The sequence below is a fragment of the Dactylosporangium sp. NPDC049525 genome (genome assembly GCF_040676755.1).
In the GTDB taxonomy this organism is placed as follows: domain Bacteria; phylum Actinomycetota; class Actinomycetes; order Mycobacteriales; family Micromonosporaceae; genus Dactylosporangium.
The window spans coordinates 1-25,524 of record NZ_JBFAPO010000061.1 but is presented as its reverse complement, the minus strand read 5'-3'; the positions used below and the strand labels follow the sequence as shown (position 1 = coordinate 25,524).

At 73.2% G+C, this 25,524-nt stretch carries 30 protein-coding genes; 14 read left to right on the top strand and 16 right to left on the bottom strand.

The window, feature by feature from the left end; translation table 11 throughout:
* Positions 1-2 precede the first annotated feature (2 nt).
* Complete coding sequence (locus AB0K00_RS47615) at positions 3-896, bottom strand: trypsin-like peptidase domain-containing protein (RefSeq protein WP_363536387.1); 894 nt, start codon at positions 894-896, stop codon at positions 3-5.
* A gap of 175 nt (positions 897-1,071) precedes the next feature.
* Here AB0K00_RS47615 and AB0K00_RS47610 point away from each other — a divergent pair, with 175 nt between their 5' ends.
* The 7 genes from AB0K00_RS47610 to AB0K00_RS47580 all read left to right on the top strand — a co-directional run bounded on the left by AB0K00_RS47610 (position 1,072) and on the right by AB0K00_RS47580 (position 6,701).
* Complete coding sequence (locus AB0K00_RS47610; protein ID WP_363536384.1) at positions 1,072-1,989, top strand: ATP-binding cassette domain-containing protein; 918 nt, start codon at positions 1,072-1,074, stop codon at positions 1,987-1,989.
* Complete coding sequence (locus AB0K00_RS47605; RefSeq protein ID WP_363536381.1) at positions 1,986-2,825, top strand: ABC transporter permease; 840 nt, start codon at positions 1,986-1,988, stop codon at positions 2,823-2,825. Before AB0K00_RS47610 ends, AB0K00_RS47605 begins: the two co-directional genes overlap by 4 nt.
* A 40-nt stretch (positions 2,826-2,865) precedes the next feature.
* The gene (locus AB0K00_RS47600; RefSeq protein WP_363536378.1) at positions 2,866-4,101 is read left to right on the top strand and encodes a sensor histidine kinase; all 1,236 of its coding nucleotides are present in this window, start codon (positions 2,866-2,868) and stop codon (positions 4,099-4,101) included.
* The gene (locus AB0K00_RS47595; RefSeq protein WP_363536375.1) at positions 4,098-4,754 is read left to right on the top strand and encodes a response regulator transcription factor; all 657 of its coding nucleotides are present in this window, start codon (positions 4,098-4,100) and stop codon (positions 4,752-4,754) included. Before AB0K00_RS47600 ends, AB0K00_RS47595 begins: the two co-directional genes overlap by 4 nt.
* A gap of 75 nt (positions 4,755-4,829) precedes the next feature.
* Entirely contained in the window at positions 4,830-5,177 is a 348-nt protein-coding gene (locus AB0K00_RS47590) for a YciI family protein (protein ID WP_363536372.1), read from the top strand.
* Positions 5,174-6,403: a sigma-70 family RNA polymerase sigma factor gene (locus AB0K00_RS47585; protein WP_363536369.1), complete on the top strand. Its 1,230-nt coding sequence runs from the start codon at positions 5,174-5,176 to the stop codon at positions 6,401-6,403. The genes AB0K00_RS47590 and AB0K00_RS47585 overlap by 4 nt, the downstream gene beginning before the upstream one ends.
* Before the next feature lies 1 nt (position 6,404).
* Complete coding sequence (locus tag AB0K00_RS47580; RefSeq protein ID WP_363536367.1) at positions 6,405-6,701, top strand: hypothetical protein; 297 nt, start codon at positions 6,405-6,407, stop codon at positions 6,699-6,701.
* Here the strand turns inward: AB0K00_RS47580 and AB0K00_RS47575 are convergent.
* The 4 genes from AB0K00_RS47575 to AB0K00_RS47560 all read right to left on the bottom strand — a co-directional run bounded on the left by AB0K00_RS47575 (position 6,685) and on the right by AB0K00_RS47560 (position 9,285).
* A complete protein-coding gene (locus AB0K00_RS47575; RefSeq protein ID WP_363536365.1) occupies positions 6,685-7,092 on the bottom strand; it encodes an ATP-binding protein in 408 nt (135 codons plus the stop codon). The genes AB0K00_RS47580 and AB0K00_RS47575 overlap by 17 nt on opposite strands.
* A 98-nt stretch (positions 7,093-7,190) precedes the next feature.
* Entirely contained in the window at positions 7,191-7,832 is a 642-nt protein-coding gene (locus AB0K00_RS47570; RefSeq protein WP_363536362.1) for a glycerophosphodiester phosphodiesterase, read from the bottom strand.
* A 135-nt stretch (positions 7,833-7,967) separates the two neighbouring features.
* Positions 7,968-8,810, bottom strand: coding sequence for a hypothetical protein (locus AB0K00_RS47565; protein WP_363536359.1), 843 nt, complete (start codon positions 8,808-8,810; stop codon positions 7,968-7,970).
* Positions 8,811-8,883: 73 nt separating this feature from the next.
* Positions 8,884-9,285, bottom strand: coding sequence for a hypothetical protein (locus AB0K00_RS47560; RefSeq protein ID WP_363536356.1), 402 nt, complete (start codon positions 9,283-9,285; stop codon positions 8,884-8,886).
* Positions 9,286-9,452: 167 nt separating this feature from the next.
* On the opposite strand from AB0K00_RS47560, the gene AB0K00_RS47555 reads away from it, so the two are divergent.
* The 4 genes from AB0K00_RS47555 (at position 9,453) to AB0K00_RS47540 (ending at position 13,614) form a co-directional block, all read left to right on the top strand.
* Positions 9,453-11,054, top strand: coding sequence for a hypothetical protein (locus AB0K00_RS47555; protein WP_363536353.1), 1,602 nt, complete (start codon positions 9,453-9,455; stop codon positions 11,052-11,054).
* A 33-nt stretch (positions 11,055-11,087) separates the two neighbouring features.
* A complete protein-coding gene (locus AB0K00_RS47550) occupies positions 11,088-11,861 on the top strand; it encodes an ElyC/SanA/YdcF family protein (protein ID WP_363536350.1) in 774 nt (257 codons plus the stop codon).
* A 69-nt stretch (positions 11,862-11,930) separates the two neighbouring features.
* Positions 11,931-12,458, top strand: a complete 528-nt coding sequence (locus tag AB0K00_RS47545; protein WP_363536347.1) for a SigE family RNA polymerase sigma factor — start codon at positions 11,931-11,933, stop codon at positions 12,456-12,458.
* Positions 12,451-13,614, top strand: coding sequence for a hypothetical protein (locus AB0K00_RS47540; RefSeq protein WP_363536344.1), 1,164 nt, complete (start codon positions 12,451-12,453; stop codon positions 13,612-13,614). The genes AB0K00_RS47545 and AB0K00_RS47540 overlap by 8 nt, the downstream gene beginning before the upstream one ends.
* A gap of 33 nt (positions 13,615-13,647) precedes the next feature.
* Here AB0K00_RS47540 and AB0K00_RS47535 read toward each other — a convergent pair whose 3' ends face one another.
* The 9 genes from AB0K00_RS47535 to AB0K00_RS47495 form a co-directional block, all read right to left on the bottom strand.
* Positions 13,648-14,781: a hypothetical protein gene (locus AB0K00_RS47535; protein ID WP_363536341.1), complete on the bottom strand. Its 1,134-nt coding sequence runs from the start codon at positions 14,779-14,781 to the stop codon at positions 13,648-13,650.
* Positions 14,782-14,951: 170 nt separating this feature from the next.
* Positions 14,952-15,929: a hypothetical protein gene (locus AB0K00_RS47530; protein WP_363536338.1), complete on the bottom strand. Its 978-nt coding sequence runs from the start codon at positions 15,927-15,929 to the stop codon at positions 14,952-14,954.
* Entirely contained in the window at positions 15,883-16,272 is a 390-nt protein-coding gene (locus tag AB0K00_RS47525; protein ID WP_363536335.1) for a hypothetical protein, read from the bottom strand. Before AB0K00_RS47525 ends, AB0K00_RS47530 begins: the two co-directional genes overlap by 47 nt.
* Before the next feature lie 83 nt (positions 16,273-16,355).
* On the bottom strand, positions 16,356-16,682 hold the full coding sequence (locus AB0K00_RS47520; protein ID WP_363536332.1) for a DUF1048 domain-containing protein: 327 nt from the start codon (positions 16,680-16,682) through the stop codon (positions 16,356-16,358).
* 1 nt (position 16,683) lies between these two features.
* Positions 16,684-17,040 carry a DUF1048 domain-containing protein gene (locus AB0K00_RS47515; protein WP_363536329.1) on the bottom strand — a complete coding sequence of 119 codons (357 nt, stop codon included), beginning with the start codon at positions 17,038-17,040 and terminating at the stop codon, positions 16,684-16,686.
* Positions 17,037-17,363, bottom strand: a complete 327-nt coding sequence (locus AB0K00_RS47510; protein WP_363536327.1) for a PadR family transcriptional regulator — start codon at positions 17,361-17,363, stop codon at positions 17,037-17,039. The genes AB0K00_RS47515 and AB0K00_RS47510 overlap by 4 nt, the downstream gene beginning before the upstream one ends.
* Before the next feature lie 129 nt (positions 17,364-17,492).
* Positions 17,493-19,532 carry an MMPL family transporter gene (locus AB0K00_RS47505; RefSeq protein WP_363536324.1) on the bottom strand — a complete coding sequence of 680 codons (2,040 nt, stop codon included), beginning with the start codon at positions 19,530-19,532 and terminating at the stop codon, positions 17,493-17,495.
* A complete protein-coding gene (locus AB0K00_RS47500) occupies positions 19,529-19,810 on the bottom strand; it encodes a hypothetical protein (RefSeq protein WP_363536321.1) in 282 nt (93 codons plus the stop codon). Before AB0K00_RS47500 ends, AB0K00_RS47505 begins: the two co-directional genes overlap by 4 nt.
* Positions 19,810-20,154: a winged helix-turn-helix domain-containing protein gene (locus tag AB0K00_RS47495; RefSeq protein ID WP_363536318.1), complete on the bottom strand. Its 345-nt coding sequence runs from the start codon at positions 20,152-20,154 to the stop codon at positions 19,810-19,812. Before AB0K00_RS47495 ends, AB0K00_RS47500 begins: the two co-directional genes overlap by 1 nt.
* A gap of 516 nt (positions 20,155-20,670) precedes the next feature.
* Here AB0K00_RS47495 and AB0K00_RS47490 point away from each other — a divergent pair.
* Positions 20,671-22,371: a hypothetical protein gene (locus tag AB0K00_RS47490; RefSeq protein WP_363536315.1), complete on the top strand. Its 1,701-nt coding sequence runs from the start codon at positions 20,671-20,673 to the stop codon at positions 22,369-22,371.
* 16 nt (positions 22,372-22,387) lie between these two features.
* Here AB0K00_RS47490 and AB0K00_RS47485 read toward each other — a convergent pair whose 3' ends face one another.
* Both AB0K00_RS47485 and AB0K00_RS47480 read right to left on the bottom strand, forming a co-directional pair.
* Complete coding sequence (locus tag AB0K00_RS47485) at positions 22,388-22,825, bottom strand: DUF4259 domain-containing protein (RefSeq protein ID WP_363536312.1); 438 nt, start codon at positions 22,823-22,825, stop codon at positions 22,388-22,390.
* A gap of 206 nt (positions 22,826-23,031) precedes the next feature.
* On the bottom strand, positions 23,032-24,171 hold the full coding sequence (locus AB0K00_RS47480) for an ROK family protein (protein ID WP_363536309.1): 1,140 nt from the start codon (positions 24,169-24,171) through the stop codon (positions 23,032-23,034).
* A gap of 33 nt (positions 24,172-24,204) precedes the next feature.
* Here AB0K00_RS47480 and AB0K00_RS47475 point away from each other — a divergent pair, with 33 nt between their 5' ends.
* Positions 24,205-24,489 (top strand): SemiSWEET transporter, encoded by a 285-nt coding sequence (locus AB0K00_RS47475; protein WP_363536306.1) that lies wholly within the window; start codon positions 24,205-24,207, stop codon positions 24,487-24,489.
* Complete coding sequence (locus AB0K00_RS47470; protein WP_363536303.1) at positions 24,486-25,094, top strand: HAD-IA family hydrolase; 609 nt, start codon at positions 24,486-24,488, stop codon at positions 25,092-25,094. The genes AB0K00_RS47475 and AB0K00_RS47470 overlap by 4 nt, the downstream gene beginning before the upstream one ends.
* Positions 25,095-25,524: the final 430 nt, after the last annotated feature.

Sequence of the window (25,524 nt, the reverse complement as noted above, 5' to 3'; positions counted from 1 at the left end):
GTTCACTGCTGTGGTGCCTGGTCGCCGCCGCCCGCGCCGAGGGCGGCGCCGATCGGGACGGCGAAGCCGACGCCGACGAACGTGCCGGCGGATGTCGGGTTGGCCAGTGCCACGACGATCGCGATCGTCTCGCCCTTGGCGTTGACGAGCGGGCCGCCGGAGCTGCCGGGGTTGACCGCGGCGTCGAACTGGATGAGGCCGGTGAGCTTGGTGCCGTCGGGGTTCGTCGCGGTGCGGTCCAGGCCGGAGATGACGCCGGCGGTGGCGCTGCTGGTGAGCCCGAGCTGGTTGCCGACGGCGACGACGGTGTTGCCGACGGCGAGGCGGTCGGAGTTGCCGATGACGGCGGGCACGAGCACGTCGGGCAGCGCCTCGGGGGCGAGCGCGGCGATGTCCATCGCCGGGTCGGCCTGGGCGACCTTGGCCGCGGCCTGGGTGCCGTCGGCGAACACGACCCGGATGCTGCCGGCGCCGGCGACCACATGGTTGGCGGTGAGGATGATCCCTTCGGCGCTGGCGACGACGCCGGTGCCGGTCGCGGCGACCTTGTCACCGTCGAGGGCCTGGATCGTGACGACCGACGGCGCCACGGACGCATAGATCTGCGCGATCGTCGGCGGTCCCGACTTCGACGGCGACGGCGACGCGGATGGCCGGGCGCTGGCGGCGTCGGAGCCGTCGGAGCCTGCCTGGAAGGCGATGAACGCGGTCAGCACCAGCGCCAGCACCACCGCGACGCCGAGCAGGACGCCCCGCCGGGGTGCGGTGACCTGCGGCAGCTTCGGCCACTGCCGGGACGGCCGGGGCGGGTCTCCGTTGGCGAGCACGTCGCCTTGGACGTCGAAGTCGACCTGCAGGTCGCGTGGTGCCTCCGGGGGCCTCCCGTTCGGGCGCATGTCCCTAACCTAACCGCGCTTCCTGGGAGTCAGGTAAGAACTTTCTGCCAGTCCTGCTCTGGTACCGCGGTACCACCCGCCGCCTCCGAAGATCGGACCGCGGTACGACGGAACGCCCTGCCCGAATGCCTAGCGTTCATGGTGCAAGGTCCGACAGCGGCACTGAGGGGCGACGATGATCGAGGCACGGCAGCTGACGAAGCGGTACGGCGACAAGACGGCCGTGGACGGTGTGGACTTCACGGTCCACCCGGGCGCGGTCACGGGCTTCCTCGGGCCGAACGGCGCGGGCAAGTCCACCACGATGCGGATGATCGTCGGGCTGGACGCGCCGACGTCGGGTTCGGTGACGGTCAACGGCCGCCGGTACGCCCGGCACGCCGCGCCGCTGCGGGAGGTCGGCGCGCTGCTGGAGGCCCGCTCGATCCACCCGGGCCGCTCCGCGTTCGACCACCTGATGGTCCTGGCGCACACGCACGGCATCCCCCGCGCCAGGGTGTCGGAGGTCATCGAGCTGACCGGCCTGCAGTCGGTGGCCCGCAAGCGGGCCGGCGCGTTCTCCCTCGGCATGGGCCAGCGGCTCGGCATCGCGGCGGCGCTGCTCGGCGACCCGCAGACGATCATGCTCGACGAGCCCGTCAACGGCCTGGACCCCGAGGGCGTGCTGTGGATCCGGCAGCTGCTCACCGGTCTGGCCGCCGAGGGCCGCACCGTCTTCCTGTCCTCGCACCTGATGAGCGAGATGGCCCTCGTCGCCGATCACCTCATCGTCGTCGGCCGGGGCCGGGTCCTCGCCGACACCACGGTGCAGGACCTGGTCCGCGACGCCGGCGGGGACACCGTCGTCGTCGGCAGCGCCGACCCGGCCCGGCTCCGGCAGGTCCTGGCCGGCCCGGGTGTCGGGATCACCGGCCGGCCCGGGTCGGAGCAGCTGCAGGTGACCGGGCTGCCGGCCCGCGAGGTCGGGATCCGGGCCGCCGCGCACGGGATCACCCTGTTCGAGCTCACCGGCAAGGCGGTCTCCCTCGAGGAGGCCTTCATGGAACTGACCAAGGACGCCGTCGAATACCACACCTCTGCGAGGGCAGCATGACGATCACCGAAACCCGGCCGGCGCCGGTGCGCGCGCCGCTCCCCGCCGGACTCAAGGTCACCGGGCCGCGGGTCGCCCGCGCCGAATGGGCGAAGCTGTGGTCGCTGCGCTCGTCCTGGATCACCCTCGGCATCGGCCTGCTGCTCCTGCTCGCGTTCGGCACCATCGCCGCGCTGCAGTTCAAGTCCAGCATCGGCTCCGGCCGTCCGATGGACGACGACTTCGCCAACGCGACCACGCACAGCATCGCGCTGTTCGGGGTGCCGTTCGCGCTGATCGCGCTCGGCGTCCTCGGGGTCCTCACCACGTCCGGCGAGTACACGACCGGCATGATCCGCTCGACCCTCGCGGCCGTGCCGAAGCGGCTGCCGGTGCTGTGGGCGAAGGCCGGCGTGTACGGCGCGGTCGCCCTCGCCGTCGGCGTCACCGGCGCGTTCGTCTCGTTCGCCATCAGCAGCGGCATCCTGTCCGGGACCACGGCGGCGATGACCTTCTCCACCGACGGGGTGGTGGCGAGCCTGTTCGGCGTCGGGGTCTACCTCGGCCTGGTGGGTGTCATCGGGGTCGCGCTCGGCGCGCTGCTGCGCTCCTCCGCCGGCGGGATCTCCGCGCTGGTCGGCACGTTCCTGCTGGTGCCGGGGCTGATGTCGCTGCTGCCGAAGGCGTGGCGGACGGAGATCACCCCGTACCTGCCGAGCAACGCCGGCGAGTCGATCTTCGCCCTGCACCACGCGAGCGGGACGCTGTCGGCGGGCACGGGGCTGCTGGTCCTGCTCGGCTGGACGGCCCTCGCCCTCGCCGGCGCCGCGTACCGGCTCAAGCGCGCCGACGCCTGATCCCTGGTTGTCGCGGGTGCCGGACCAGGAGGATGAACCAGTGAGCACTTCCGACGTCGGGCACCCGTGGGCCACCCAGGTGCTGCGCCTCACCCACCGCCTGCGGCAGTGGGACGCGCGGCACCGCTGGGTGCTGGACGCCGGCGGGGTGCTGCTGATCTTCCTGATGTTCGGCGCCCCCGACATCGGCGAGCACCAGGACGGCGACGGCCCTCCGATCGCGTGGACCGACCGCTCCCTGCCGGAGATGCTGCTGCTGCAGGCCGCGCTGCTGCTGCCGCTGTACTGGCGGCGCCGGGCACCGTTCGTCGCGTTCCACGCCGTGATCGCCGTCTTCATCGTGCAGTGGGCGGCGGGGATCATGTTCCGCGCCGACGTGGCCGTGCTCGTCGCGCTGTACAACCTGGTGCTGCACGGATCGCTGCGGCACCTGCCGCGGGCCGCGCCGGCCCTGCTCGCGGCGTACGTGGTGGTCGTGGTGCGGCTGTCGGGCACGATCGGCGTCTGGGACGCCATGTTCGGTCTCGCCGTCTTCGGCACCGCCGCCGTCGCTCTCGGCCTCGCGGTGCGCCTGCGCCGCGCGCAGCTGGCCGCGCTGCGGGACCGAGCCGTGCAGCTGGAGATCGAACGCGACCAGCGCAGCCTGCTCGCCGCGGCCACCGAACGCACCCGCGTCGCCCGCGAGATGCACGACATCGTCGGGCACAGCCTGTCGGTCATCGTCACGCTCGCCGACGGCGGTGCGTATGCCGCGGACACCGCGCCCGCACGCAGCAAGGAGGCGCTCCAGCTCATCGGCGACACCGGCCGCCGGTCCCTGGCGGAGCTGCGCCGCATGCTCGGCGTGCTGCGCGAGCAGACCGACGAACCGGACCTGAGCCCGCAGCCCGGGATCGCCGACCTCGACCCGCTGTGCCAGCGGGTCCGTGCCGCCGGGCCGCGGGTGGAGTACCAGAGCAGCGGGGATCTCCAAGCGCTGGACGCGGGGGTCCAGCTGGCCGCCTACCGGATCGTGCAGGAGGCCCTCACCAACACGCTCAAGCATGCCGGGCCGAGCACCGACGTACACCTGGCGCTGCGCATCGACGGCGACCGGCTGCGGATCACGGTCCGTGACAACGGCCTGGCCGTCCGCCGCGGCGTCCCCGGCCACGGCCTGATCGGGATGCGGGAACGCGCGGCCATGTATGGCGGGACCGTCACCGCCGGGCCCGCCCCAGGGGGAGGATGGAGCGTCGAGGCCGACCTGTCCCTCAGCGAAAGCGACCCGGCATGATCACCGTGCTCATCGTGGACGACCAGCCGCTGCAACGGCTCGGCTTCCGCATGCTGCTGGAGAGCAACCCGGACACGGAGGTGGTCGGCGAGGCCGGCAACGGCACCGAGGCGGTGCGCCGCACCACCGACCTGCACCCCGACGTGGTCCTGATGGACGTGCGGATGCCCGGCATGGACGGCATCGAGGCGACCCGGCGGATCGTCGAGTCGGGCGGCCGGTCCCGCATCCTCATGCTCACCACGTTCGACCTCGACGAGTACGCGCACGCGGCGCTGCGGGCCGGCGCCAGCGGCTTCCTGCTCAAGGATGCCCACCCGGAGGAGCTTCTCGCCGGTATCCGCGCGGTCGCCGCCGGCGACGCGGTCATCGCACCGGCCCTCACCCGGCGGCTCCTCGACACGTTCGCGCACCAGCTCGGCGGCGCGGCCGCGGTCACCGACCCGCGCCTGGCCACCCTCACCGACCGGGAACGCGAGATCCTCGTCGCCATCGGCAACGGCTGGACCAACGGTGAGATCGCCGAGCGGCTGGTGCTGTCCGAGTCGACGGTCAAGACGCACGTCGGCCGGGTCCTGGCGAAGGTCGGCGCCCGCGACCGGATCCAGGCCGTCATCTTCGCCTACGACCTCGGCCTCACCCGCCCGCGCTGACATGTCCTTTTCCGGTCCCCGCCGTTCGTTCCATGGTTGAGGGGCCACCCTGGTCCCCTGGAAGGAGCGCCTCCGATGCCGCAGTACCTCGCACTGACCTACACCGCCGACGTCGACTGGTGGGCCCCGGAGCAGGCCGCCGAGCTCGCCGAATACCGGCGGTTCGCGGTCGATCACGCCGGCAGCCTCCGGGCCAGCGCCGTGCTGCACCCGACCGCCACCGCCACCGTCGTCCGCGTCGAGGGCGCCCGCGGCGGGAAGATCGTCACGACCGACGGGCCCTACGCCGAGACCAAGGAGGCGCTGACCGGCTACTACCTGATCGAGGCCGCCGACCTGGACGAGGCGGTCACGATCGCCGCGGAGATCCCGGCGGCGTGGGGCGGCGCCGTCGAGGTGCGCCCGGTGATCGCGGTCAAGTGAGCAGTTCCCACGACACGGTCGCGCAGACGGTCCGGGTGGAGGGCGCGCGGATCCTCGCGACCCTGATCCGGACCGTCGGCGACGTGCAGATCGCCGAGGATGCCGTCCAGGAGGCGGTCCTCGCGGCCCTCGACGCATGGCCGGTGACGGGGGTACCGCCGCAGCCGCGCGCCTGGCTCACCGTCACGGCCCGCCGGAAGGCCATCGACATCCTGCGCCGCGAACGGGCCCGCCGCGGCAAGGAGGAGGAAGGCACCCGGATGATCGACCTGGCCCGGTCCGACCTGCCCACCGACGCCGTCGTCCACGACGACCTGCTGCGCCTGATCTTCACCTGCTGCCACCCGACGCTGTCCCCGCCGACCCAGGTCGCCCTCGCCCTGCGCACCCTGTGCGGCCTGTCCCCCGCGCAGATCGCCGGCGTCCTGCTCACCACGGAGGCCGCCACCGAGAAACGCCTCACCCGGGCCAGGCAGAAGATCGCCGCGGCGCACATCCCGTACCGGGTGCCGCCGGCCGACGAACTGCCCGACCGGCTGCCCGCCGTCTGCGGCGTGATCCACAGCCTCTACACCGCCGGCCACGCCCCGGTCGACGGTGCCGCGGTGTTCGACGTCGACGCGTGCGCCGAGGCGGTCCGGCTCGCTTCGCTCCTGCACGACCTGCTGCCCGACCAGCCCACCCCCACCGCTGTGCTGGCGCTGCTGCTGCTCACCGAGGCCCGCCGCCCCGCCCGCCTGGACGCCTCGGGGGCGGTCGTCACCCTCGACTGCCAGGACCGCACCCGCTGGGACTCTTCGGCGATCAACCGCGGGATCGCGCTGCTCAACGCGTCCCTGGAGGCCTCCGAGCGGCGCGCCGACGCGTACCAGCTGCAGGCCGCGATCGCCGCGGAGCACGCCCGTGCCGCTTCGTATGACGACACCGACTGGCCGGAGATCGTCCGGCTGTACGACCTGCTCGTGTCCGTCGCCCCGAGCCCGGCCGCCGGCCTGGCCCGGGCGGTGGCCACCGCGGAGGCGAGCGGCGCCGCGACCGGCCTGGCGCTGCTCGCCGACCTGCCGCCGAGCCCCCGCTGGCACGCGGTCCGCGCGGACCTGCTCGCCCGGGAGGGCCGCTACGCCGAGGCCGTGCAGGCACTGACCGAGTCGCTTGCCGGCGCCGCGACCGACTCGGAACGCCGCCACCGCTCGCAGCGCCTCGCCGAGCTGCGAAGGCTGACCTGACGTGCACCCGGTCTTCGACGCGGTGCTCCGTCTGCACCCGGACGACGAGGTGGGCCGGATGCTGCGGTCCCCCGGCCTGAAGACCGGCGGCCGGTGCTACGCGTTCACGTCCGGCGACGACATGATCGTGAAGCTGCCGGCCGCCCGGGTCGGGGAGCTCATCGCCGCCGGCGTCGGCCTGCCGTGCTCCCCGCGCCCCGGCCGGCCGATGCGCGAATGGGTCCGGCTCCCGGCTCAGGACTGTCTCGCCTACGTCCTGGACGCCCGCGCCTTCGTCTCCGTCACGCCGCCGGGGTGATGGCGATCGTCAGTGTGATGCGGGTCCCGGTCGCGACCCGGTGGTGCAGCACCTGGTCGCAGAGCATGTGCGCCAGCCGCAGGCCGCGGCCGCGCTCGTCCGTCGAGGCCGCGAGGTGCGTGCCGTGAGCGCCGGGCCGCAGACCCGGACCCTCGTCGCAGATCTCGCAGTCCAGGCGGTCGCCGTCGTGGCGGAGCTCGATCATGCCGGAGCCGCCGCCGTGCTCGACGGCGTTGGCGAGGATCTCCGCGACGGCAAGGAGGAAGCCGTCCGCACGGAAGCCGGACAGCCCCGCCAGGTGCAGGTGCCGCAGGACCCGCCGACGGACCACGCCGAGGCTCGTGACGTCGAAACTGGACAGATAGAGCAGCCGACCCCTGCGGATGTGCACAGTCTTCTCCCGGGACCTTCGAACAGGTTCGCCACCGGGGTCTGGGACGGCGCGGAGTCGACCACATCCGCTCCGTCAGGGCACGGTACCGGATCCCGCTACGCGGGTGCCACGCTGCGCAGCAGCGGGAGGTTCTTGCTGATGATGCCGGACACACCCAGCGCGCGGGCCTGCGCCAGCTCCGCCTCGGTGTCGACCGACCACACCATGACCAGGCCGGTGTGCTCGTGCAGCTCGGCGACCACGGCCGGGGTGAGCAGGCTGAGGCGGATGGACAGCCCGTCCACCCGCTGCCGGCGGACCAGCTGCCGCACCTGGTCGAGCTGGCGGCGGTTGCCGGCCGAGTAGACCCGGCGGATGTGCGGCTGGTCCTCGAACGCGGCGAGCATGCCCCACTCGCGGGAGCACACCGTCACCGGCACGCCCGGCGCCGCCTCCCGCAGCGCCGCCGCGGTCAGTGGCGCGACGCCCTGGAACGGTCCCTTGAGGTCGAGCATCAGCCGCGAGTCGCCGGCGGCCGTGGTGAGGACGTCGGCCAGCAGCGGCACCGACACGTCGCGGCGGCGGGTGAAGTCGCGCCACGGCTCCCAGAGCAGCCGCCGGCCGACCGCCTTGGCGTGCCGCATCTCCAGGGCACCGCGATACAGCCGGACATCGGCCTCGACCAGGTCGACGCCGGCGTCGAGGGCGGCCCGCAGGTCCGCCAGCGCGTTGCCCGCGCGGTGTGCGACCAGGATCACCGCATCACCATAGCTGGTGCGGTCACCCCCGCCGCACCCTGCGCGACCCGGCGCCGCGTCTGGCACCTCGCCGACCGCAGCCCGGCCGGCGGCGTGCCACAGCGCGGCCGCCCACCCGGCCGTGCGGAGTGCCGGTCAGCCGGGTGGCAGGTCGGGGGTCGGGGCGATCGGGCGCAACGCCCGGCGGCGGACGTCCGTCCCGCGGTCCCAGACCAGCTCGTCGAAGGCCTGACCGGTCCCGGTGACGCCCTCGGCGCGCAGCTCCCGCCGGGCCGCCCAGGCGGCGGACACCCGGTGCCGGTAGTCGTTGAAGACCTGCACCTCGCCGTCCGGGGACTCCAGCTCGGTGTAGTCCATGCCGCGGAAGGCATACCGGCCCAGCTCGTGCACGCCCGGCGCGTAACCACGCAGGTCGGGCGCGGAGGCGGCGAACATCAGCAGGCCGCCCACCCGGTCGACGCGTGGCCGCGGCGCCCCTGACGGGATGGCCGGCAGCGGCCGTGGCAGGCCCGGCGGCCGCTCGTCCCACGGAACCCGTCCCGCCATCACCGGATCGAGGCCGTGGGTCTGCCACCGCACGGTGCCCTCCGGCGCGGCCCGCAGCGGCAGCCGGCGCCGCAGCGCCCGGGCCGTGCCGCCGCTCAGCGCGGTGAGGTCCGACGGCACGAGCACGATCGGGTCGCTGGGGCGCCCGTCGAACGGGTTCGGGTCGATGTGCGGCAGGTCGATGAGGACCAGGGTGCCGGGGCGGCGCTGGAACGCCAGGCCCCACAGCAGCCGGCCCAGCAGCCGCGCGCCGCGCCAGTCGCCGAGGATGTGCCACGTCTCGTGGTAGAAGTTGGTGCTGAAGCGGCAGTCGGTGTCCGGCCGCAAAGTGATGACGGTGAGCATGCGCCCGTCGCACCACACCGACCTGCGGTGCAGCTTCATGCGGTCCCCGACGTGACCGGCGCCCGCCGGCCGCTGATGACGATGCACCGTCCACCTCCGGCACCCAGTGCAGCACCGAAGCCGTGCACCGACAACGGATTTACCCACTGACGGCGCACCGCTAGCGGCGCACCGCGAACGGGTCCTCCGGCAGGAAACAGCCGTAGTCCTGCAACGGCATCGGCTCGTCGAGCACGACCTGCTGGATGAGGCCGGCCGGCGACAGGCCGTCGGCCCGGTCGGTGACGCGGGCGCCGGGGCGCGGCGCACCGCGGCCGACGTGCGGCTCCCGCGGGTCGGCCGCGTCGGCGGCGAGCTGGCCGTCGCGGTCGAGCAGGGCGTGCACGGCGTCATACACGTCCGCGATGGCCACGGCCGCCGCCGCCTCGGTGAGGTCGGGGTCGAGGTCGCGCAGCGCCTGCCGGGCCGCGGCCACGAACCGCTGCGGGTCGACGACCACGACGTCGCGCCGGGTCCGGACACTGATCGTCATGCCCGCCGTCACGGGCCTCGGCTCGTCCATGCGGCACAGCGTACCCGCCGCCCCGCCCCCGAACGGTTCTGCCACAACGGTTCTACGCCTTCGTCCACATCGGACACCCGTCGTTTCCATCGGCAGCGGCGACTGGTGGACGATCGCGAGAGTGAACGGGGCATCGCGGAGGGTGTATACGACGGTAGGGTGCGCGGGTGCTGAACGATCGTGACGCGAAAGCGTCCGGGGGGATCGAACAGGCAAGCGGCGACCGGCCGGTCATCACGATCGCGCCGTCCGATCCGCCGCCCCCACCGGACGCGGCTGACGAACAGGTCGGGACCATCTGGTACCGGCGGACATCGACGATCCTGCTCGCCGGTTGGTGCCTCGGCTGGGCCGGCTGGATCGGCTCCGGTCTCGCCGGGCTGGCCGGCTGCCCCCGTGGCCAGCACGGCTGCTACCAGGGGCCCATGCTCACCGACGCCGGCCGGTGGTGGATCGTCGCCGCGCTCGGCGCCGTGCCGCTCGCCGGGCTGTGCCTGTTCGAGCGGCGCCACCCGCCGACAAGGGTTCCCCGCTCAGCGCCGCGGCGGATCGGGCGCCGGTGGCTGCTGCTCGGCAGCGTCGCCGGCACCCTGGTCGGGGCGCACCTGGTGCTGCTCGGCCCGTGGGTCGAGCACCCGTTCTGCGCCGTGCGGGTCCGGGTCAACAGCGTCATGGCATACCCGGTGAACTGCGACTCCAACGAGTTCCTGCGCCTCGCGCACGACCCGGGGCGGGTGCTGAACTACCACAGCAGCCGGCAGGCGCGGCCCGGTTACGTGCTGCTGTCGGCGGCCGCCACCGCGACCGTCGGGCCGGTGACGCATGCGCTGCGCCTGGACCGGGTGTATCGGCAGGCGGACCGGGCGTACCTGCCGCTGGTGGCCATCAACCTGGCGGTCACGGTCACCGCGGTCGCGCTGCTCGCCTGGCTGCTCGCGGGTCTCGGCACGCCACGCGCGGCGACCGTCGCGCTGTGCGGGCTCGTCGCCGTCAACGAGGTCACGAAGGCGTTCACGTGGACGCCGCACCAGCAGACGTTCGCGTTCCTGGTGCCGGTGCTGACCGTGGTCGCGGGGCGGTGGCTGCTGCTGCACCGGCCGGCGTGGCCGAGGCTGGCGGCGTTCGGGGTCATGCTCGGCGCCGCTTCACTGGTCTACGGCAGTTTTCTGATCACGGTGGCGGCGGTGGTACCGATCCTGCTGGCGCGTGGGCGGCTCGGGCTGCTGCCCGCCGGGGCGTTCCTGGCCGCGTTCGCCGCACCGCAGCTGGCGTGGATCGCGGTGTGCAGGCTGGTCACCGGCGACTACTACAACCTGGAGACGGCGCAGTACGACGAGTTCATCTGGCTGGCGAAAGCGGTCAAGCCCGGCGGCAACGACCTGTGGGCGCAGTCGCGGGACATGACGGTCACGACGCTGCGGGCGGTGTTCGTCGCCGGCACCGTGAGCCTGCTGATCATCGTGGCGTTGGCGGCGCTCGCGGTACTGCTGCGGGTCCGGCTGGGCACGCTCACCGCCGAGCAGCGGGCGACGCTGGTCGCGGCGGGCCTGACGATCGCGGCGGCGGTCGCGTTCACGTGGGGCATCGGCATCATCGCGGACCGGCTGATGTTCCACGCGATGCCGGCGCTGCTGATCGTCGCGGGCTGGCTGGCGGCCCGGGTGGCGGCCGCCTCACCCGTCGCGTCGCGGCTGGCGTCCGTGCTGGTCGCCGGCGCCGTCACCCTGTCGATGTGGGACGTCGTGACGTCCTATGGGCCGTACTCGTGAGCCGGGGTTGACGCCCCCTGTCAGGCTGATGGAATGCCTGACGAGGAGCCCGTCGCGGCGCCCATCTCAGCGGCCACCGCCGGCGGAGCCGACGGCGACGCCGAACCCGCCGCAGCGCCCGCCCCGCCGCGGCGACGCCGATGGTTGCGGCTGGTGCGCCGCCTGGCGCTGCTCGCCGCCGCCGGGGTGCTCGCGGTGCTCCTGCTGATCAAGGGCAGCGTGATCTGGGTGCGCTCCGGCGCCGACGGTCACCTCTTCACCGAGCAGACCGTGCCGGCGGCGCCGGTCGCGCTGGTTCTCGGCGCGCAGGTGTACGCGGACGGCACGCCCTCGCCGTTCCTGGAGGCCCGCCTCGACCTGGCCCGCCGGCTCCTCGAAACGGGCAAGGTGAAGGTGCTGCTGGTCTCCGGCGACAACATGCACCACGAATACGACGAGCCGACCGCGATGCGGGCCTGGCTCATGGCGCACGGCGTGCCGGAGCGCAAGATCGTGCGCGACTACGCCGGCTTCGACACCTACGACTCATGCGCCCGCGCGAAGCGGGTCTTCGGCGTCACCCAGGTGACCGTGGTGACGCAGTCCTACCACATCGCCCGCGCCGTCATGCTCTGCCGCCACATCGGCCTGGAGGCGGCGGGCGTCGGCGACGACAGCGTCAGCCGGTTCAAGGGCCCGTGGCGCAGCAACGCCAGGCGCGAATACCCCGCCTGCGTCAAGGTCGTGTACGACGTGGCGTCCGGCCGTGACCCGGTCTACCTCGGCCAGCACGAGACCGGCGTCGAGGACGCGCTGCGCGAGGGCTGAAAACTCCTTCTCAACCTGCGCCGGTCCCGCCCCCGTCGGATGGGTGGAAGGCGACAGGGAGGAGCCCGGATGCGCAGTGACAGCGAAGCCGACTACACGACGTACGTGTCGGCGCGGCTGACAGCGCTCCATCGCGCCGCGTACCTGCTGTGCGGCGGTGACAAGGACCGTGCCGACGACGTCGTGCAGGTCACCATCACGAAGTTGTACCGGAGCTGGAAGAAGGCGAGCCGCGCCGACAACGTCGACGCGTACGTGCACCGGATGCTCGTGCGCACCTACATCGACGAGCGGCGGCGGCTCTGGTCCCTGGTGCGGCTGCTGCCGCACGCCGAGGACGGCCTGGCCGGCGGCGACGAGCCGTACGGCACCGTCGACGACCGGGGTGTCCTGGTCGCGGCGCTGCGGACGCTGCCGCCGCGGCAGCGCGCCGTGCTGGTGCTGCGGTTCCTGCTCGACCGGCCGGTCGACGAGGTCGCCGAGACCCTCGGCTGCTCCGTCGGCACCGTCAAAAGCCAGTCCTCCAGGGGGCTCGCCGTGCTGCGGGCCGCGCTCCTGGATTACCCGAAGACGATTGGAATGCGTTCACATGGATGAGGACGACTACCTCAGGGACCTGATGCTGGCCGTCGACGTGCCACCGACGACCGCCGACATCGGGCTGGCCATTGCGACCGGCCGGCGGCAGGCTCGCCGCGGCACGATCGTGGCGGGCGCCGCGGCGGCCGCCCTGGTCGTCGCGGCCGGCACCACCTATGCGCTCGGCGTCGCCCCGACGGGCGGCGGCGGCCGCGGGGTCCAGGCCGGGCCGCCGACGGACGCGTCCTACGCCGACTGCACCGTCGACCAGCTCGAGGTGACCGGCCCGGCCGGGATCCCCGCCGTCGACCCGGCGGGACGGGTGATCGTCGGCACCGTCGGCGGCACCGCGGTCCGCTTCGACAACGGCCGGACGGTGCCCTACCCGGGCGCGACCGGGCAGGTGGTGGCGGTCAACAACGCCGGGGTCATCGTCGGCTACGACGAGGTCGACCAGGCCAGCCACGGCCTGGCGTGGACGTACCACAACGGCACGAAGACGATGCTGGCGAAGCTCGCCGGCTACGACTACTCGTTCCCGACCGCGGTGAACGCCCGCGGCGACGTGGTCGGCGCCGCGATGGGCGAGGCCAACGACGACACCGTCCCGGTCATCTGGCCGGCCGACCGGCCCGGCACCGTGCGCGCGCTGGCCATGCCCGCCGGGTACGGCGAGCCGAACACCGGTGGCTCGCAGGCGGTCGGGCTGACCGACGACGGCCACGTGGTCGGCAACGTGCGTGGCGCGCCGACGCGCTGGTCCCCCGACGGGACGCCGGCGCTGCTGCCGACGCCCCCGGGCCACGAGTACGCGACGGTGACGGCGCTGCGCGGCGCGATCGTGTTCGGGATGGCGGCCGTCACCGGCGAGAACCGGGTCGTCGCGATCCGCTGGGACCTCGGCCTCGACCAGGTGACCGTGCTCGTCGGCGTCCCGTACGACGTCACCGACGGCACCCCCGGCGGCTGGGCGATCACCACGGGCGGCGACTACAACCAGCCGACCAGGGTCACGCCGCAGCGCACCGTGGAGCAGCTGCCGCTGCCGCCCGGCGTGCTGCTGCCCCCGAACGGGCCGGGTGCCGTGGCGTACTCGATCAGCGACGACGGCCGCACCATCACCGGCGCCACCGCGACCGACGGCAACCGGCGCCCGTTGATCTGGCACTGCTGAACCCCTGACCGGGTCGGTGCCGCGCCGTCGTCCTCAGAACGGGCGGCGCTGCAGCACCGACCCGGTCAGCGCGTCGTACTCGTACTCGACCCGCTCCCGGGCCGGGTCCTGGTCGATGCCGCTGACGTCGATGCGCAGGATGCCGTCCCGGACGAGGTCCTCGGTGACCACGGTGCGCCAGCGGACACCGCCGCGGAGGATCTCGACCGGGCCGGTGTAGTCACCGGTGACCGACGTGATGCTGTACGCCGGGCCGTACGGCGGGATCACGTCGAGCCCGCCGTCGGCGCGGATGACGGTGGTGAGGACGCGGCCGCCGGCGCCGTCGAAGATCGGGGCGGGCCGGTCCGCGGAGTACCTGGACCGGCCCTGCCCGGTGACGTCCTGGCCGTTGTAGAACGTGCGGCCCCGCGCGTCGACCCAGAAGTGCGGCACCGTGGCCGGCACGGCCCGGGTCGTCGCGCCCGGGTAGTAGGACATGTGCCAGTGCGGCGGGTTGTCCTGATGCAGCGGGTTGTTCGTCTCGAATCCTTCCAGGGCGAAGAAGTGCCCGCGCCGGCGTGCCTCGGCGGCGGCGCCGCAGTCGCGCAGGATGGCGTCGCAGGCCGCGACGTAGGACACCACCGCGCGCACCTCGCCGGCCGGCCAGGCCCGCCCCTGCCAGACACCGGCCGCGCGGTCCGGGTCGTTGTGGGCGACGAGCCAGAGGATCCCGCTGTCCACGCCGGACAGTTCGCTCCACAGCTGGATCGTCGGTGAGTCCGCGGCCGCGGAGGCTCCTACGACCGGCAGGTCGACCGCGACCGCGGTCCCGTCGCCGGCCAGGTCGGTCATCGGCAGCCGGCGGTCACCGGCGATCACGGACCGGATCGGCTGGCCGGGCCAGCGGACGTGCACTGTGACGCCGCCGCTCGCGGGGCCTTGCACGAACGCGGTGAACTCGGCGCGGCTGGTTACCTGGTACTGCGCGCCGGCGAGCAGCTCGTAGCCGGCCGGCACGGTGATCTCCGGTCGTTCCGGCGGGCCGGGTGTTGCCCGGACGACCCTGATCGCCGCTACCGCCCCGGCCGCCTCGGCTTCCTCGGTGGCGGCGCCGGCAGGCTGGGCGCGGGTGAGGGCGAATGCGCTCGCGGCGAGGTCGAGCAGCACGGTTCGACGGGTGCGCATCTGGCGTCCTCACTCGGTCCACCGGCACGCACGGAAATCAGATGATCACGAGCCGTGACGGCGAGCGTATCGCGCCCGGTGGGCGCGGCGGCGGCGCATCGATGCGGTTGATCAGGCGGACAGCTGCGGCCGGTGGCCGTCTTGGTGGCCGGTGCGTCAGCGGACCGGGCTCACTCCGCGTCGATGGAGATCTGCACCGCGACGAGCGCGCCGTCCGCGTCGAGCTCCGCGTGGACGGGGAAGAAGCCGTCGCCGACAGACGTCATGGCGAACATGACCTCGGCGCCCCCGACGGGGATGGTGGCGGCCTCGTGCTCGGCGGCGCGGACGCCGGCCATCACCTGCCAGTGATGCGAGTGGGGCCGGAAGTCGAAGTTGAACTTCGGCCCCGCCGGGTCGTCGCGGCGGCGCTCCAGGTCCAGGGCGCGCGGGTACGCGTCGGCGACCGGCAGGTCGAGCCAGCCGAAGCCGTCCTGCCCGGCCCGCGGCGCGCCGAGCTCGTCCGCGAGCGCGTCCTGGTCGCGGCCCCAGAACACGACGTCGGCGAGGCCGTCGATCGGCAGGTCGTGGACCCACTCGTCGAGCGCGCCGGCGTCGGCGAACACGAACCGGGCGTGGTCGACGCCGATGCTGGCGAGCTCGCGGCGGTGCGCCACCGGCCCGGGCCCGGCCTCGATGCGGATGTGCCGCCACCCGTAGTCGTCGCCGGGCTCGGCGGTGACGCGCAGCGGCCGGTCGGCCGGCACGCCGCCGACGACCGCGACCGGCACGCCGCTGACGATGAAGCCGGGGTCACCGGCGGCGGCCGCGCGGCGGGCCCGGTCGCGGTGCGGCACCTGCCCGGCGAACGGCCGCAGGCTGGCGTCGTGGCCGTGCTCGCGGCAGTGCTCGTCGAACAGGCCGACGAACTCGGCGGCGGAGCGCCGCGGGATGTCATAGACGGTCCGGCCCCACTGCCGGTCGAAGGACCGCGCGGCGGCGTCGGCGTCGGGGCCGACGATCTCGTAGTCGACGCCCGGCGGGACGTCCGCCTCGCCCTCCTGCTCCGGCGGCCGGTCACCGGACCACAGGCGCAGGTAGCCGCCGTCCATGAGCACCAGCTCACCCGAGGGGCAGGTGATCTCCCCCAGCTCCACCGTCGCGGTCATGAGCGGAGAGCATAATGCCCGGCTTCACGTGGCCCATGCCGAGCAGCGCGGCCGTCGTCGGGCAGGCCGTCGAGTCACACTCGCGCGGGTGTGCGCGGTAGGTGGCGTAGTCGATCGGCACGACGGTGACGGCGAGGGGCCGCAGCGGGCCCCTCGCCCAATACCGCTCGGTGCTGGCGACCCGCCGGGTAGCGTGCTCCAGGCTGGGTGTGAACTGGGTCAGGTCGTGGCACACCAGCACCGGCCCGTAGCCGGGCCAGTCGAGGCGCACCGCGAAGCCGTCGCCCCGGGCGGGGCGTCGCAGCAGCATGCGGAGGACGTCGGTGAGGTCTTTGCGAGGCATCGGGACCACCCTTCCCAAGCACCAACGACCTACACCCGCGGAAGTTGTTCGAACATGTGTACGAACCTACCACACGGCCGGTGTCACTTCCCGTCGGTGCCGGGTTTCCCGCTGATGGACTCCTGAACGGCGTCCGCGTAGGTGGGCGAGTCCTTGACCAGGTCGTCGCAGAAGGCGGCGACGTCGGTGCCGACGACCTCCAGAACCCCCTTGCCGGCCGCGACGCCTTCCTCGAAGAAGTCGACGATCCCGGACAGCAGGCGCCCGTCGAACAGGTCGACCGGCCCGACCTTGAACAGGTACTTCTGCATCTCCTTGTAGACGATCTGGTAGTCCGGCGGGAGCGCCTTGACCCGGGCCACGTGCGCCCGCCACTGCTTCTTGCCCTCGATGATGTCCTGGATGCCCACGTCAGCCTCCTAGCCGGCCCAGTTTTCTTGCGACGTTCCGGTTCAACTGCTCGCGCCACCGGTCGCGATAGGTCCGGGCCCCCTCTCCGCCGGCCAACGCCGTGCAGAAGCCCGGGATGTCGTCGCCGAGCACCTCGTCGACGCCCTGCCCGTCCGACGACGCCTCTTCGAGCAGCCCGAGGGCGGCGTCGACGATCGGCGTCAGGTTGCGGCCCGTGAAGCCCGCATAGGGGAAGAGGCCGGCCTTGATCTGCTCCCATGCCGCCCGGTAGTCGGCCGGCAACACCTCCGCCCGGGCCTCGAACGCCTTCCATTCCCTGGTGAGGTCGCTGCCCGTGATGGTCTCCCAGAAGCTCATCTCCCACCCTCCTTGAGCCTGTCAATGCGTGACGAGACGTACTGCCACTTCGCCCAGAACGTCGCGAGTTCCTCACGCCCGGCGTCGTTGAGCGCGTAGAACTTGCGCGGCGGCCCCACCTCGGACGGCCGTTTCGTCACCTGGACGAGCCCGTTGCGCTCCAGCCGCAGCAGGATCGTGTACACCGTCCCGTCGATGACGTCGGTGAAACCGAGCTCGTTCAGCCGGCGCGTGATGGCATACCCGTAGGTCTCCTCGCCGCCGATGATCTCGAGCACGCAGCCTTCGAGCGTGCCCTTCAGCATTTCCGTCAGGTCGTCCATCGCGGCTCCTCTCCGGCCACCGGTACCTCATACCACCGGGTACCGCTATACGGTAGCACCGAGTACCGCTACCCGGTAGTACCGGATAGCGGTCCTCTCGGTGCGGGCCGGGGCCGCCGGCCAGGGCCCTCAGCCGGCCAGGTCGGCCGTCACCCGCGCGGGTGGTGGTGCGACCGGCCGCGCGGCGGGACGGCTCGGCCACCACAGCCGCGGTCCCACGTCGATCGCCAGGGCCGGCACCAGCAGCGTGCGCACCACGAACGTGTCCAGCAGCACCCCGACCGCGACGATCACGCCCATCTGGATCGCCGCGACGAACGGCAGCACCACCAGCACCCCGAACGTCCCCGCCAGGACCAGCCCCGCACTGGTGATGACGCCGCCGGTGGTGGTGAGGGCGGCGAGCATCCCGTCGCGGTTGCCGCGGGTCGCCACCTCTTCCCGCGCCCTGGTCATCAGGAAGATGGTGTAGTCCACGCCGAGGGTCACCAGGAACAGCCAGGCGTACAGCGGCATCCCCTGGATGATGTGCGGGTGCCCGATCGCGGTGAAGATGAGGCCCGACAGGCCCATCGCCGCCACGTAGGACACCGCCACGCTCGCGGCCAGCAGCAGCGGCGCCACGATCGCCCGCAGCAGCAGGACCAGCACAATGAACACCACGGCCAGGATGAGCGGCATGACGATCGCGTTGTCGCGCTCCGAGGCCCGCCCGACGTCCACGAGCGTCGCCGTCTGCCCGCCGACGACGGCGTCCGCGCCCGGCACCGCGTGCACCGCGGCCCGCAGCCGGTCGATCGTCGCCATCGCCGCGCCGGAGTCCGGCGGGTCGGCGAGGGTCGCGGCAATGCGCACCCAGCGGCCGTCCGCGGAGCGGGCCGTCGCGGTCGCGTCTGCCACCCCGGCGACGCCCTTCGCCGCGGCCACCACACCGTCCACAGTGGACGCCGCCGCGACGACCACCGCCGGGGACGTGGCCCCGCCGGAGTAGTGCCGCTCGACGAGCTGCTGGCCGACGACCGAGCCGACCTCACCGGTGTACATCTGCGACGTGTTCTGCCCCAGCCGCAGCCCGAACACGCCCAGGCCGAGCAGGACCAGCACGACCGCGGTGACTGTCCACAATGTCCGCGGGCGGCGGCCGACAAGGTCCGCGACCCGGTGCCAGCCCCCACGGCGCACCGCGACGGCGGCGCCGAAGCGCGGCACGAACGGCCAGAAGACCCAGCGGCCCAGCAGCACCAGCATCGCCGGCAGCAGCGTCGTCATCACCGCGAGGGAAACGATGATGCCGGTCGCGGCGATCGGACCGAAGCTGCGCATGTCGTTCATCTGCGCGGCCAGCAGGCACAGCACGCCGATCGTCACGGTCGCCGCCGAGGCGAGGATCGCCGGGAAGGACCTGCGCAGCGCGACCGCCATCGCCGTCGTGCGGTCCCGGTGGCGGTGCAGCTCCTCCCGGTACCGGGCGATGAGCAGCAACGCGTAGTCCGTGCCCGCGCCGAACACCAGCACCGTCATCATTGTCGTGAGGTCCGCGGTCACCGTCACGTCCAGGTGCTTACCCATGAGGTAGACGATCGCGGAGGTGAACTGACTGGCCGCCGCGGCCGACAGCAGCGGGATGATCCACAGCACCGGGCTGCGGTACGTGAGCAGCAGCAGCACCGCCACGATGCCGGCCGCGGCCAGGAACAGCGTGGTGTCCACGCCCTCGCCGATCTCGTCCAGGTCCGCCAGGGCGCCGGCCTCACCGGTGACCGCGGTGCGCAGCCCGGCCGGCGAGTCCGCGACGGCCGCCTTCACCTGCTTCACGGCCGCCTTGTCCGCGACCGGGAACGACAGCAGCAGCGCCTGCCCGTCCCTGCTCGCCGTCACCGGTCCGACGTCGCCGACCGCCACCGCCGCGAAGGCGGCCCGGTCGGCGTCCACAGTGGACCGGTCGGCGTCGGTGATCCCGCCGTCGCGGACGTAGACGACCACCGCCACCGGCGTGCCCGTGCCGGGGAACGCCTCCCGCTCCCGCAGCAGCTCCCGGGTCGTCTCGGCGCTGCGCGGCAGCACCAGCGCCGTATCGGTCGAGGTGACGTCGCCGAGCTTGCCCGCCAGGGGCAGCAGCAGGAAGCCGGCGACGAGCCACAGCCCGAGGACCGCGATCGCGCGTCTCATTCGACGGTCCGCAGGATCGTCTCGATCGCCGCGGTCCGCGCCCGCATGTCCGCGACGTCGGTGGCGATACGCTTCTGGGCGTCCATCGTGTTCTCGGCCAGCTGCTCGTAGCGGTGGACCAACTGGCGCAGGTCCTCCTGCTGCTGCCCGGCGACCTTCAGCTTGCGGTACTCCAACCAGCTCGCCATGGAGAATCCGAACAGGAACAGTGCGGCCAGCAGGAGGCCGAGGAAGGCCGTGATCTCCGGCCAGGTGATCTCTTCCGCGCTCAGATACATCAGGATCTCTCCTTTCGGGCAGGACCCTTGTCGGGGTCGGTGAGGGTTTCGGCCGCCGCGGCCAGGGTCGTGGCGGTCAGGTGCAGGTCGAAGTCCGCGACTTCGTAGTACTTCATCGCCTTGCCGTCCTCGGAGAGCTCCAGGCTGCCGACGATCAGGCCGGCCGCCTCGAGACGCTGGAGATGCATGTGCAGCAGGGGTCGGCTCACGCCGATCTCCCGGGCGAGTCGGCTCACGTAGTCACGGCCGCCGGCAAGCTTCGCGACGATGCGCAGTCGCAGCGGGTTGGAGAGGGCTGCCAGCATCTCGACCAGGTCGTCGCCGTTGGGCGGACTCGCTGTCATGATGCTCCTTCACGTGTAAGAACTTTCTTACATGTGTAACGTTAGCACCCGAGTGCTCGCGACCGCGTCAGGGTTTCTCCCTGACCTCACCCCGGGGTCGCCAGGGTGCGCCGATGGGTTGGCGATTCCGCGGGCTGTACACCGTCGCGACCGACGGCGCACGCCGCCGGCTCACCCGCGACGAGGTCGTCGCCGGCACCTGGGCGCACATCACGCCCGCAGACGCCCCCGGCACGGCGCTGCCCAGGGCCGGGCTGCGGTCGTGGACCTGCTGCTGGCCCGCGGCGCGGACCCGGCCGTCGACCCCGGCAACGGCATCACCCTGCGGGCGTCCGCCGACCGCGCGGCGTACGCATGCCCTCCTGACCGCCCGCGAGCGCTCCCGGCGGCGCTCGCCGATGTTCGTCTGGCCTCCCGCTGCCGTTCACCGGGCGTGGCCTCCCGCGTCGCCTTTCGGGACGGTCGCGGCCACCGCCCGGTGCCAAGATCGGCGAGAGCCACAGGCGAGGAGATGAGATGACGTTGCGGGCGCAATCCTGGTGGACGGCGGCGACGGTGCTGACCGCGGCGCTGATCGTCACGTTGTCACCCGGCGGCACCGCTCAGGCGCAGGACGCCGGCAGCACGACCGTCACGATGACCAGCGAACCGGGCGACTGGATCGGTCAGGGCAGGTCCTACCAGTTCTCGTCCGCGGCCGGCGACGACATCTGGGTCGAAGCCGACAACAGCAGCCGGTGGATCAAGCTCTCCATCACCAAGGGTGGCGTTCTCTGGTCGATCACCCTCGCGGCGGCCCAGGCGGGTCCTGCCCTGCGGCCCGGCGGCGTCTTCACCGGAGCGGCCCGGTACCCGCTCAGCACAGTGGACCAGCCGGGCATGGAGATCGACGGCGAGCACCGTGGCTGCAACACCGTCACCGGGACCTTCACCATCCGCGACATCGTGCTGGGGCCTGCCAGCTACTTCGGACCCAACCTTGCCTATCTGCAGCGCCTGGACGCAAGCTTCGAACAGCACTGCGACGGCAGCCCGTCCGCGCTGCGCGGCGAGATCCACATCGACGAGCCCGTGGCACCGCCGCCCGCGGTCACGTTGACCGCCGATCCGGACGTGGTCGGCGCCGGTAGCGACGTCACCCTGACCGCACGCGCGAACCTGATCGGTCGGCAGGGGAGCGTGTACTTCCTCGACGGTGCGCGGGGACTGCAGGGCGGGACACTGGTCGAGCCCAACGTCTACACCGGGCGCGCCAACCCCGGCGAAGGCATCCACTACTACACGGCCACGCTCTCCCTGCTCGGCACGTCACTACCGGAGCTGCGGTCGGCGGTCGTGCCCGTCCTGGCGGTGTCCGGCTGGCCGGCCATGAAGCTTGCGGTCACGCCACCCGGCCCGGTGGTTGCGCCGGACGCGGGCAACACGGTGCCGGTCACACTCACGGCCACCGATCTGCCCACCTTGCCGGGCGCGGTCCACTTCTTCGACGGCACCACCGACCTCGGCGAGGCGCACCTGGCGCTGGACGGCAGCGCGACGCTGACCGTGCCGGCGGCCGCCACCGCCAGGCCGCACCGGTTCGTGGCGGTGTTTCTCCCGTCGTCACCGTCCGGCGCGCAGTCCACGTCCGCGCTGAGCGAATACGAGGTGCGGCCCTGCACCTGCGATCACGGCGCTTATGTCCCGCTGGACGCCGCGAACGACAGCCAGCCGTACGCCGGGGGCCTCACGCTCACCGTGGCCGCCGGGACCCGGGTGCAGCTCCAGCAGATCGACCCGTCGCTGCCGGGCGGCCACCCGGTCCAGGGCACGGATCCGACCGGCCATCGGCACGCCTGGGTGTTCACCGGGCGCCTCACCGGCGTCGCGGTGACCGACTCGCGTCCCGCCCAGCCCGGGTGGGCGCTGACCGGGCAGGCGTTCGACTTCACCAACGGCGCGGCGACGGTGCCGGCCGCAAACCTGGGCTGGCGCCCGGCGTACGACACCGATCCCGGCGACGCCGAAGGCACGGTCAACCTCGGTGCCGAGGCCCCGTCACGCCTGCTCGACCCGGGCAGCGAAGGCGTCGCGGTCCCGCGGCTCATCGCGATGGCCGTGCCGGGCAGCGGGCTCGGCACGGTCCGCCTGACCACAGACCTCGAACTGCGCATGCCGGACGTGTCCCCCAAGGGCAACTACCAGTCCACACTCACCCTGACCCTGATCAACCCCTGACTGTCGGAGCCGGCCGTCAGATGTCGAAGAGCGCTTCCTCCTGGGGCGGGTCAAGGACGTTGCGCAGGTCGGCGATGGTCCGGCGCCAGGCGGGCCCTTCGGGCTTCGCGTCCCAGTCTTCGGTGAGCCACGCCGGTGCGGTGATCACGCGGTCCAGGGCGTTGATCGCCAGTTCCCGGAAATAGGCCGGGAACTGCGGCATGGGTGTCGACGGGCCGCGGGTGGAGGCCGATTCGCCGCCGGGATACTGCGCGGCGATCAGGGCTGCGGCGGCGACGGCTCGTGGGGCGTCCGGCAGGCCGGAGTCGTCCGCTGCGTCTATGACGCGGTCGAGCGCGCGGCCGATCATGTCGACGCGCGCCTGCATCGGCGCCTCGTCGAGGTCGTAGGCGAAGTCTGCGGCGTCGTCGTTGCCGAACGGCCCGACGTCCCACGTGCCCATAGGGTCGCTCATCTCCCTGTTCCGTTGACGTGATCTTCAGGCTACGGCCCGGTCCGAGCGTCGTGGCTGCGTGGCCGCGGCCGTGGCCGTGGCAACGGCGGCTGCGGCGGCGGGCGGCGGCAGCGTGCGGCGTGCGGCGGCAGCAGCGGGCGGGGCTGCGGCGGGCGGGGCTGCGGCGGTGGCGGGCGGGGGCTGCGGCGGTGGTGGCGGCGGCATGCTCAGATGGTGAGGGCATGCTCGGTCAGCACGAGGGCCATCGCGCTCTCCGCGACGCCGATCGCCGGGCCGGCGGAGCCGAGCGCCGCCGGCAGGACCGGGGGCAGATCGTCGCGGCGCCACGCCATCGCGCCGCGGCGGACCCCGGCGTGCAGGGCCGCACCGGCGACCGACAGCAGGTCCGCGCCCAGACCGCCGAGAGTGACCACGGCCGGGTCGACGGCGTTGAGCAGCGCGCCGATGCCCCGCCCGAGCGCCGTCGCGGTCGCCCGGCACGCCGCGGCGGCGCCCGCGTCACCGGCCAGGGCCGCGGCGATGGTGCGTTCCGCGTACGCCCTCGGGTCCGCCGGGGCGCGCCGCCCCGCGTGCCGGGCCATCGCCCGGCCGTCGACCTCCAGGTCCCAGCATCCCCACGCGCCGCACGGGCAGCGCCGGGCAGAGTCGCCGAACGGCAAGTGCCCGAACTCGCCGCCGGCACCCGCCGCGCCGAGCACCGGCCGGCCGTCGACGATGAGGACCCCGCCGACACCGACCTCGACCGTCAGGTGCAGCGCCACGCTCGCGTCACGGGCCGCGCCCCGCAGCGCCTCGGCCACCCCGGCCAGGGACGCGTCGTTGCCGACCGCGAGCGGCAGGTCCGTCAGCCCGCGCAGGTCCACGCCGCGCCAGCCAAGGTTCGTTGCCTCGACCAGCGTGTGGCCGTGCACGGTGCCGGGGATCGCGACCCCGACCGCCCGTAGCCGCGGTCCGTGCAGTTCGGCGAGCGCGTCACGTACCGACGGCAACACCGCATCGGCGGGCAACCCGAGATGCCGGTGGACCGCCGCTGGGGCAAGCGCTCCACCGATCGCCGCGGTCGTCACCGTCCAGGTCGCGTGGCTGATGTCGACCACGGCGACGAGCGGTCCGTCCGGGTGGGGCACCAGCGCAGCGGTCGGCCGGCCGCGCCCACCGGTCTGCGGCGCCGGCGCCTCGGCGAGCAGCCGGGCCTCGCGCAGCCGCCCCATGATGCCCGCCGCCGAGCCGCTGCTCAGCCCGAGCCGCACCGCCGCCTCGGCCCGCGTGATCCCTGGGAACCGGTGCGCGCACCGCAGCATCGCGAGCGCCCCCTGCACCCGCAGTGTCTCCGCGCGATGGTCCATCGTTGTACAATATACTCGTCGGACGAGTTTAAAATGGAGGCCGCGATGTCGGTGCTCGGCGTGCTGGCCGGGATTCTCACCACGGGATGCTGGCTGCCGCAACTCGCCCGGTCGTGGCGGACCAGATCCGTCGGCGACATCTCGTGGGTGTACCTGCTCGCCCTGGCCTCCGGCGTCGTCCTCTGGGTCGTGTATGGCGCGTCCCAAGGCGACGTGCCGATCGTGCTCACCAATGCGGCAACCGGCGCGGCCCTGGTCACCCTCGTGGTCATGAAGCTCCGCTACGGGCGACCCCAGTTCCAGGAGGACCCGGCATGATCCCCGTCAAGGCCGTGCTGCTCGACATGGACGGCACCCTCGTCGACTCCGACGCCGCCGTGGAGCGCGCCTGGCACCGGTGGGCCGCCGAGCACACCGTCGCCGTCGAGGTCCTCGCCCCGCTCCTGCACGGCAACCCGGCCGCCACGACGATCCGCACCGTCCGCCCAGACCTCAGCGACGCTGCCGTGGCTGTGGCCGCCCAGCGCAACCTCGAGCTGCAGTACGACGACCTCGACGACGTCGCCGCCCTCCCCGGCGCCGCCCGGCTGCTGCACACTCTGGACGCCATCGATCTGCCGTGGGCCGTCGTCACCAGCGCCGACCGGCGCCTCGCCACGGTCCGCCTGCACGCCGCCGGCCTGCCGATCCGCCACCTCGTCACGGTCGAGGACACGCCACGCGGCAAGCCCGACCCTGCGCCGTACCTGGCCGGCGCCGCGCTGCTCGGCGTCGACCCGAAGGACTGCCTGGTGGTCGAGGACTCCCAGCCCGGCATCAACGCGGGCCACGCCGCCGGGATGCGGGTCGCGGCACTGCGGGGTCTGTCCGGCGACGTGCCGATCCACGACCTGAACGACCTCGCAGACCAACTCGCCCGCTGACGTCCCACCGCCACTGAGCCGTCCCGCCGTTCCGCGCTTGTCGCGGCCTTCGGCCCGGACGTGGGCGATGGCCGGTCGCGCCGCGCGTTGCTGGGGTTTCCGCGGGCTGATGTCTTCCTACAACCCGAAGGATTCTCGGTGCCCTGGCCCCGAGGATCCTTCCGGTTGTTCGACAGGGCATGCCAACCACGCACGCGAACCCAACCGGACGTAACCAACGCACCGGCGCACCCAGCTGCGCAAGCAGCGATCCGATCCCCCACAACGAGAGGACCGGATCGTCGAACAGCGCCAGCGCCAGCGCCAGCGCTTGCCCGGCTCGTGCGCTAGCCCGGCTCGCGCGCCGGCGCGGCCCGCAGCAGCCGCACCGTAGGCTTGCCCGGCCCGGCGCGCTAGCCCGGCGATCGGACGGGCGGCGGGGGGGGCAGGC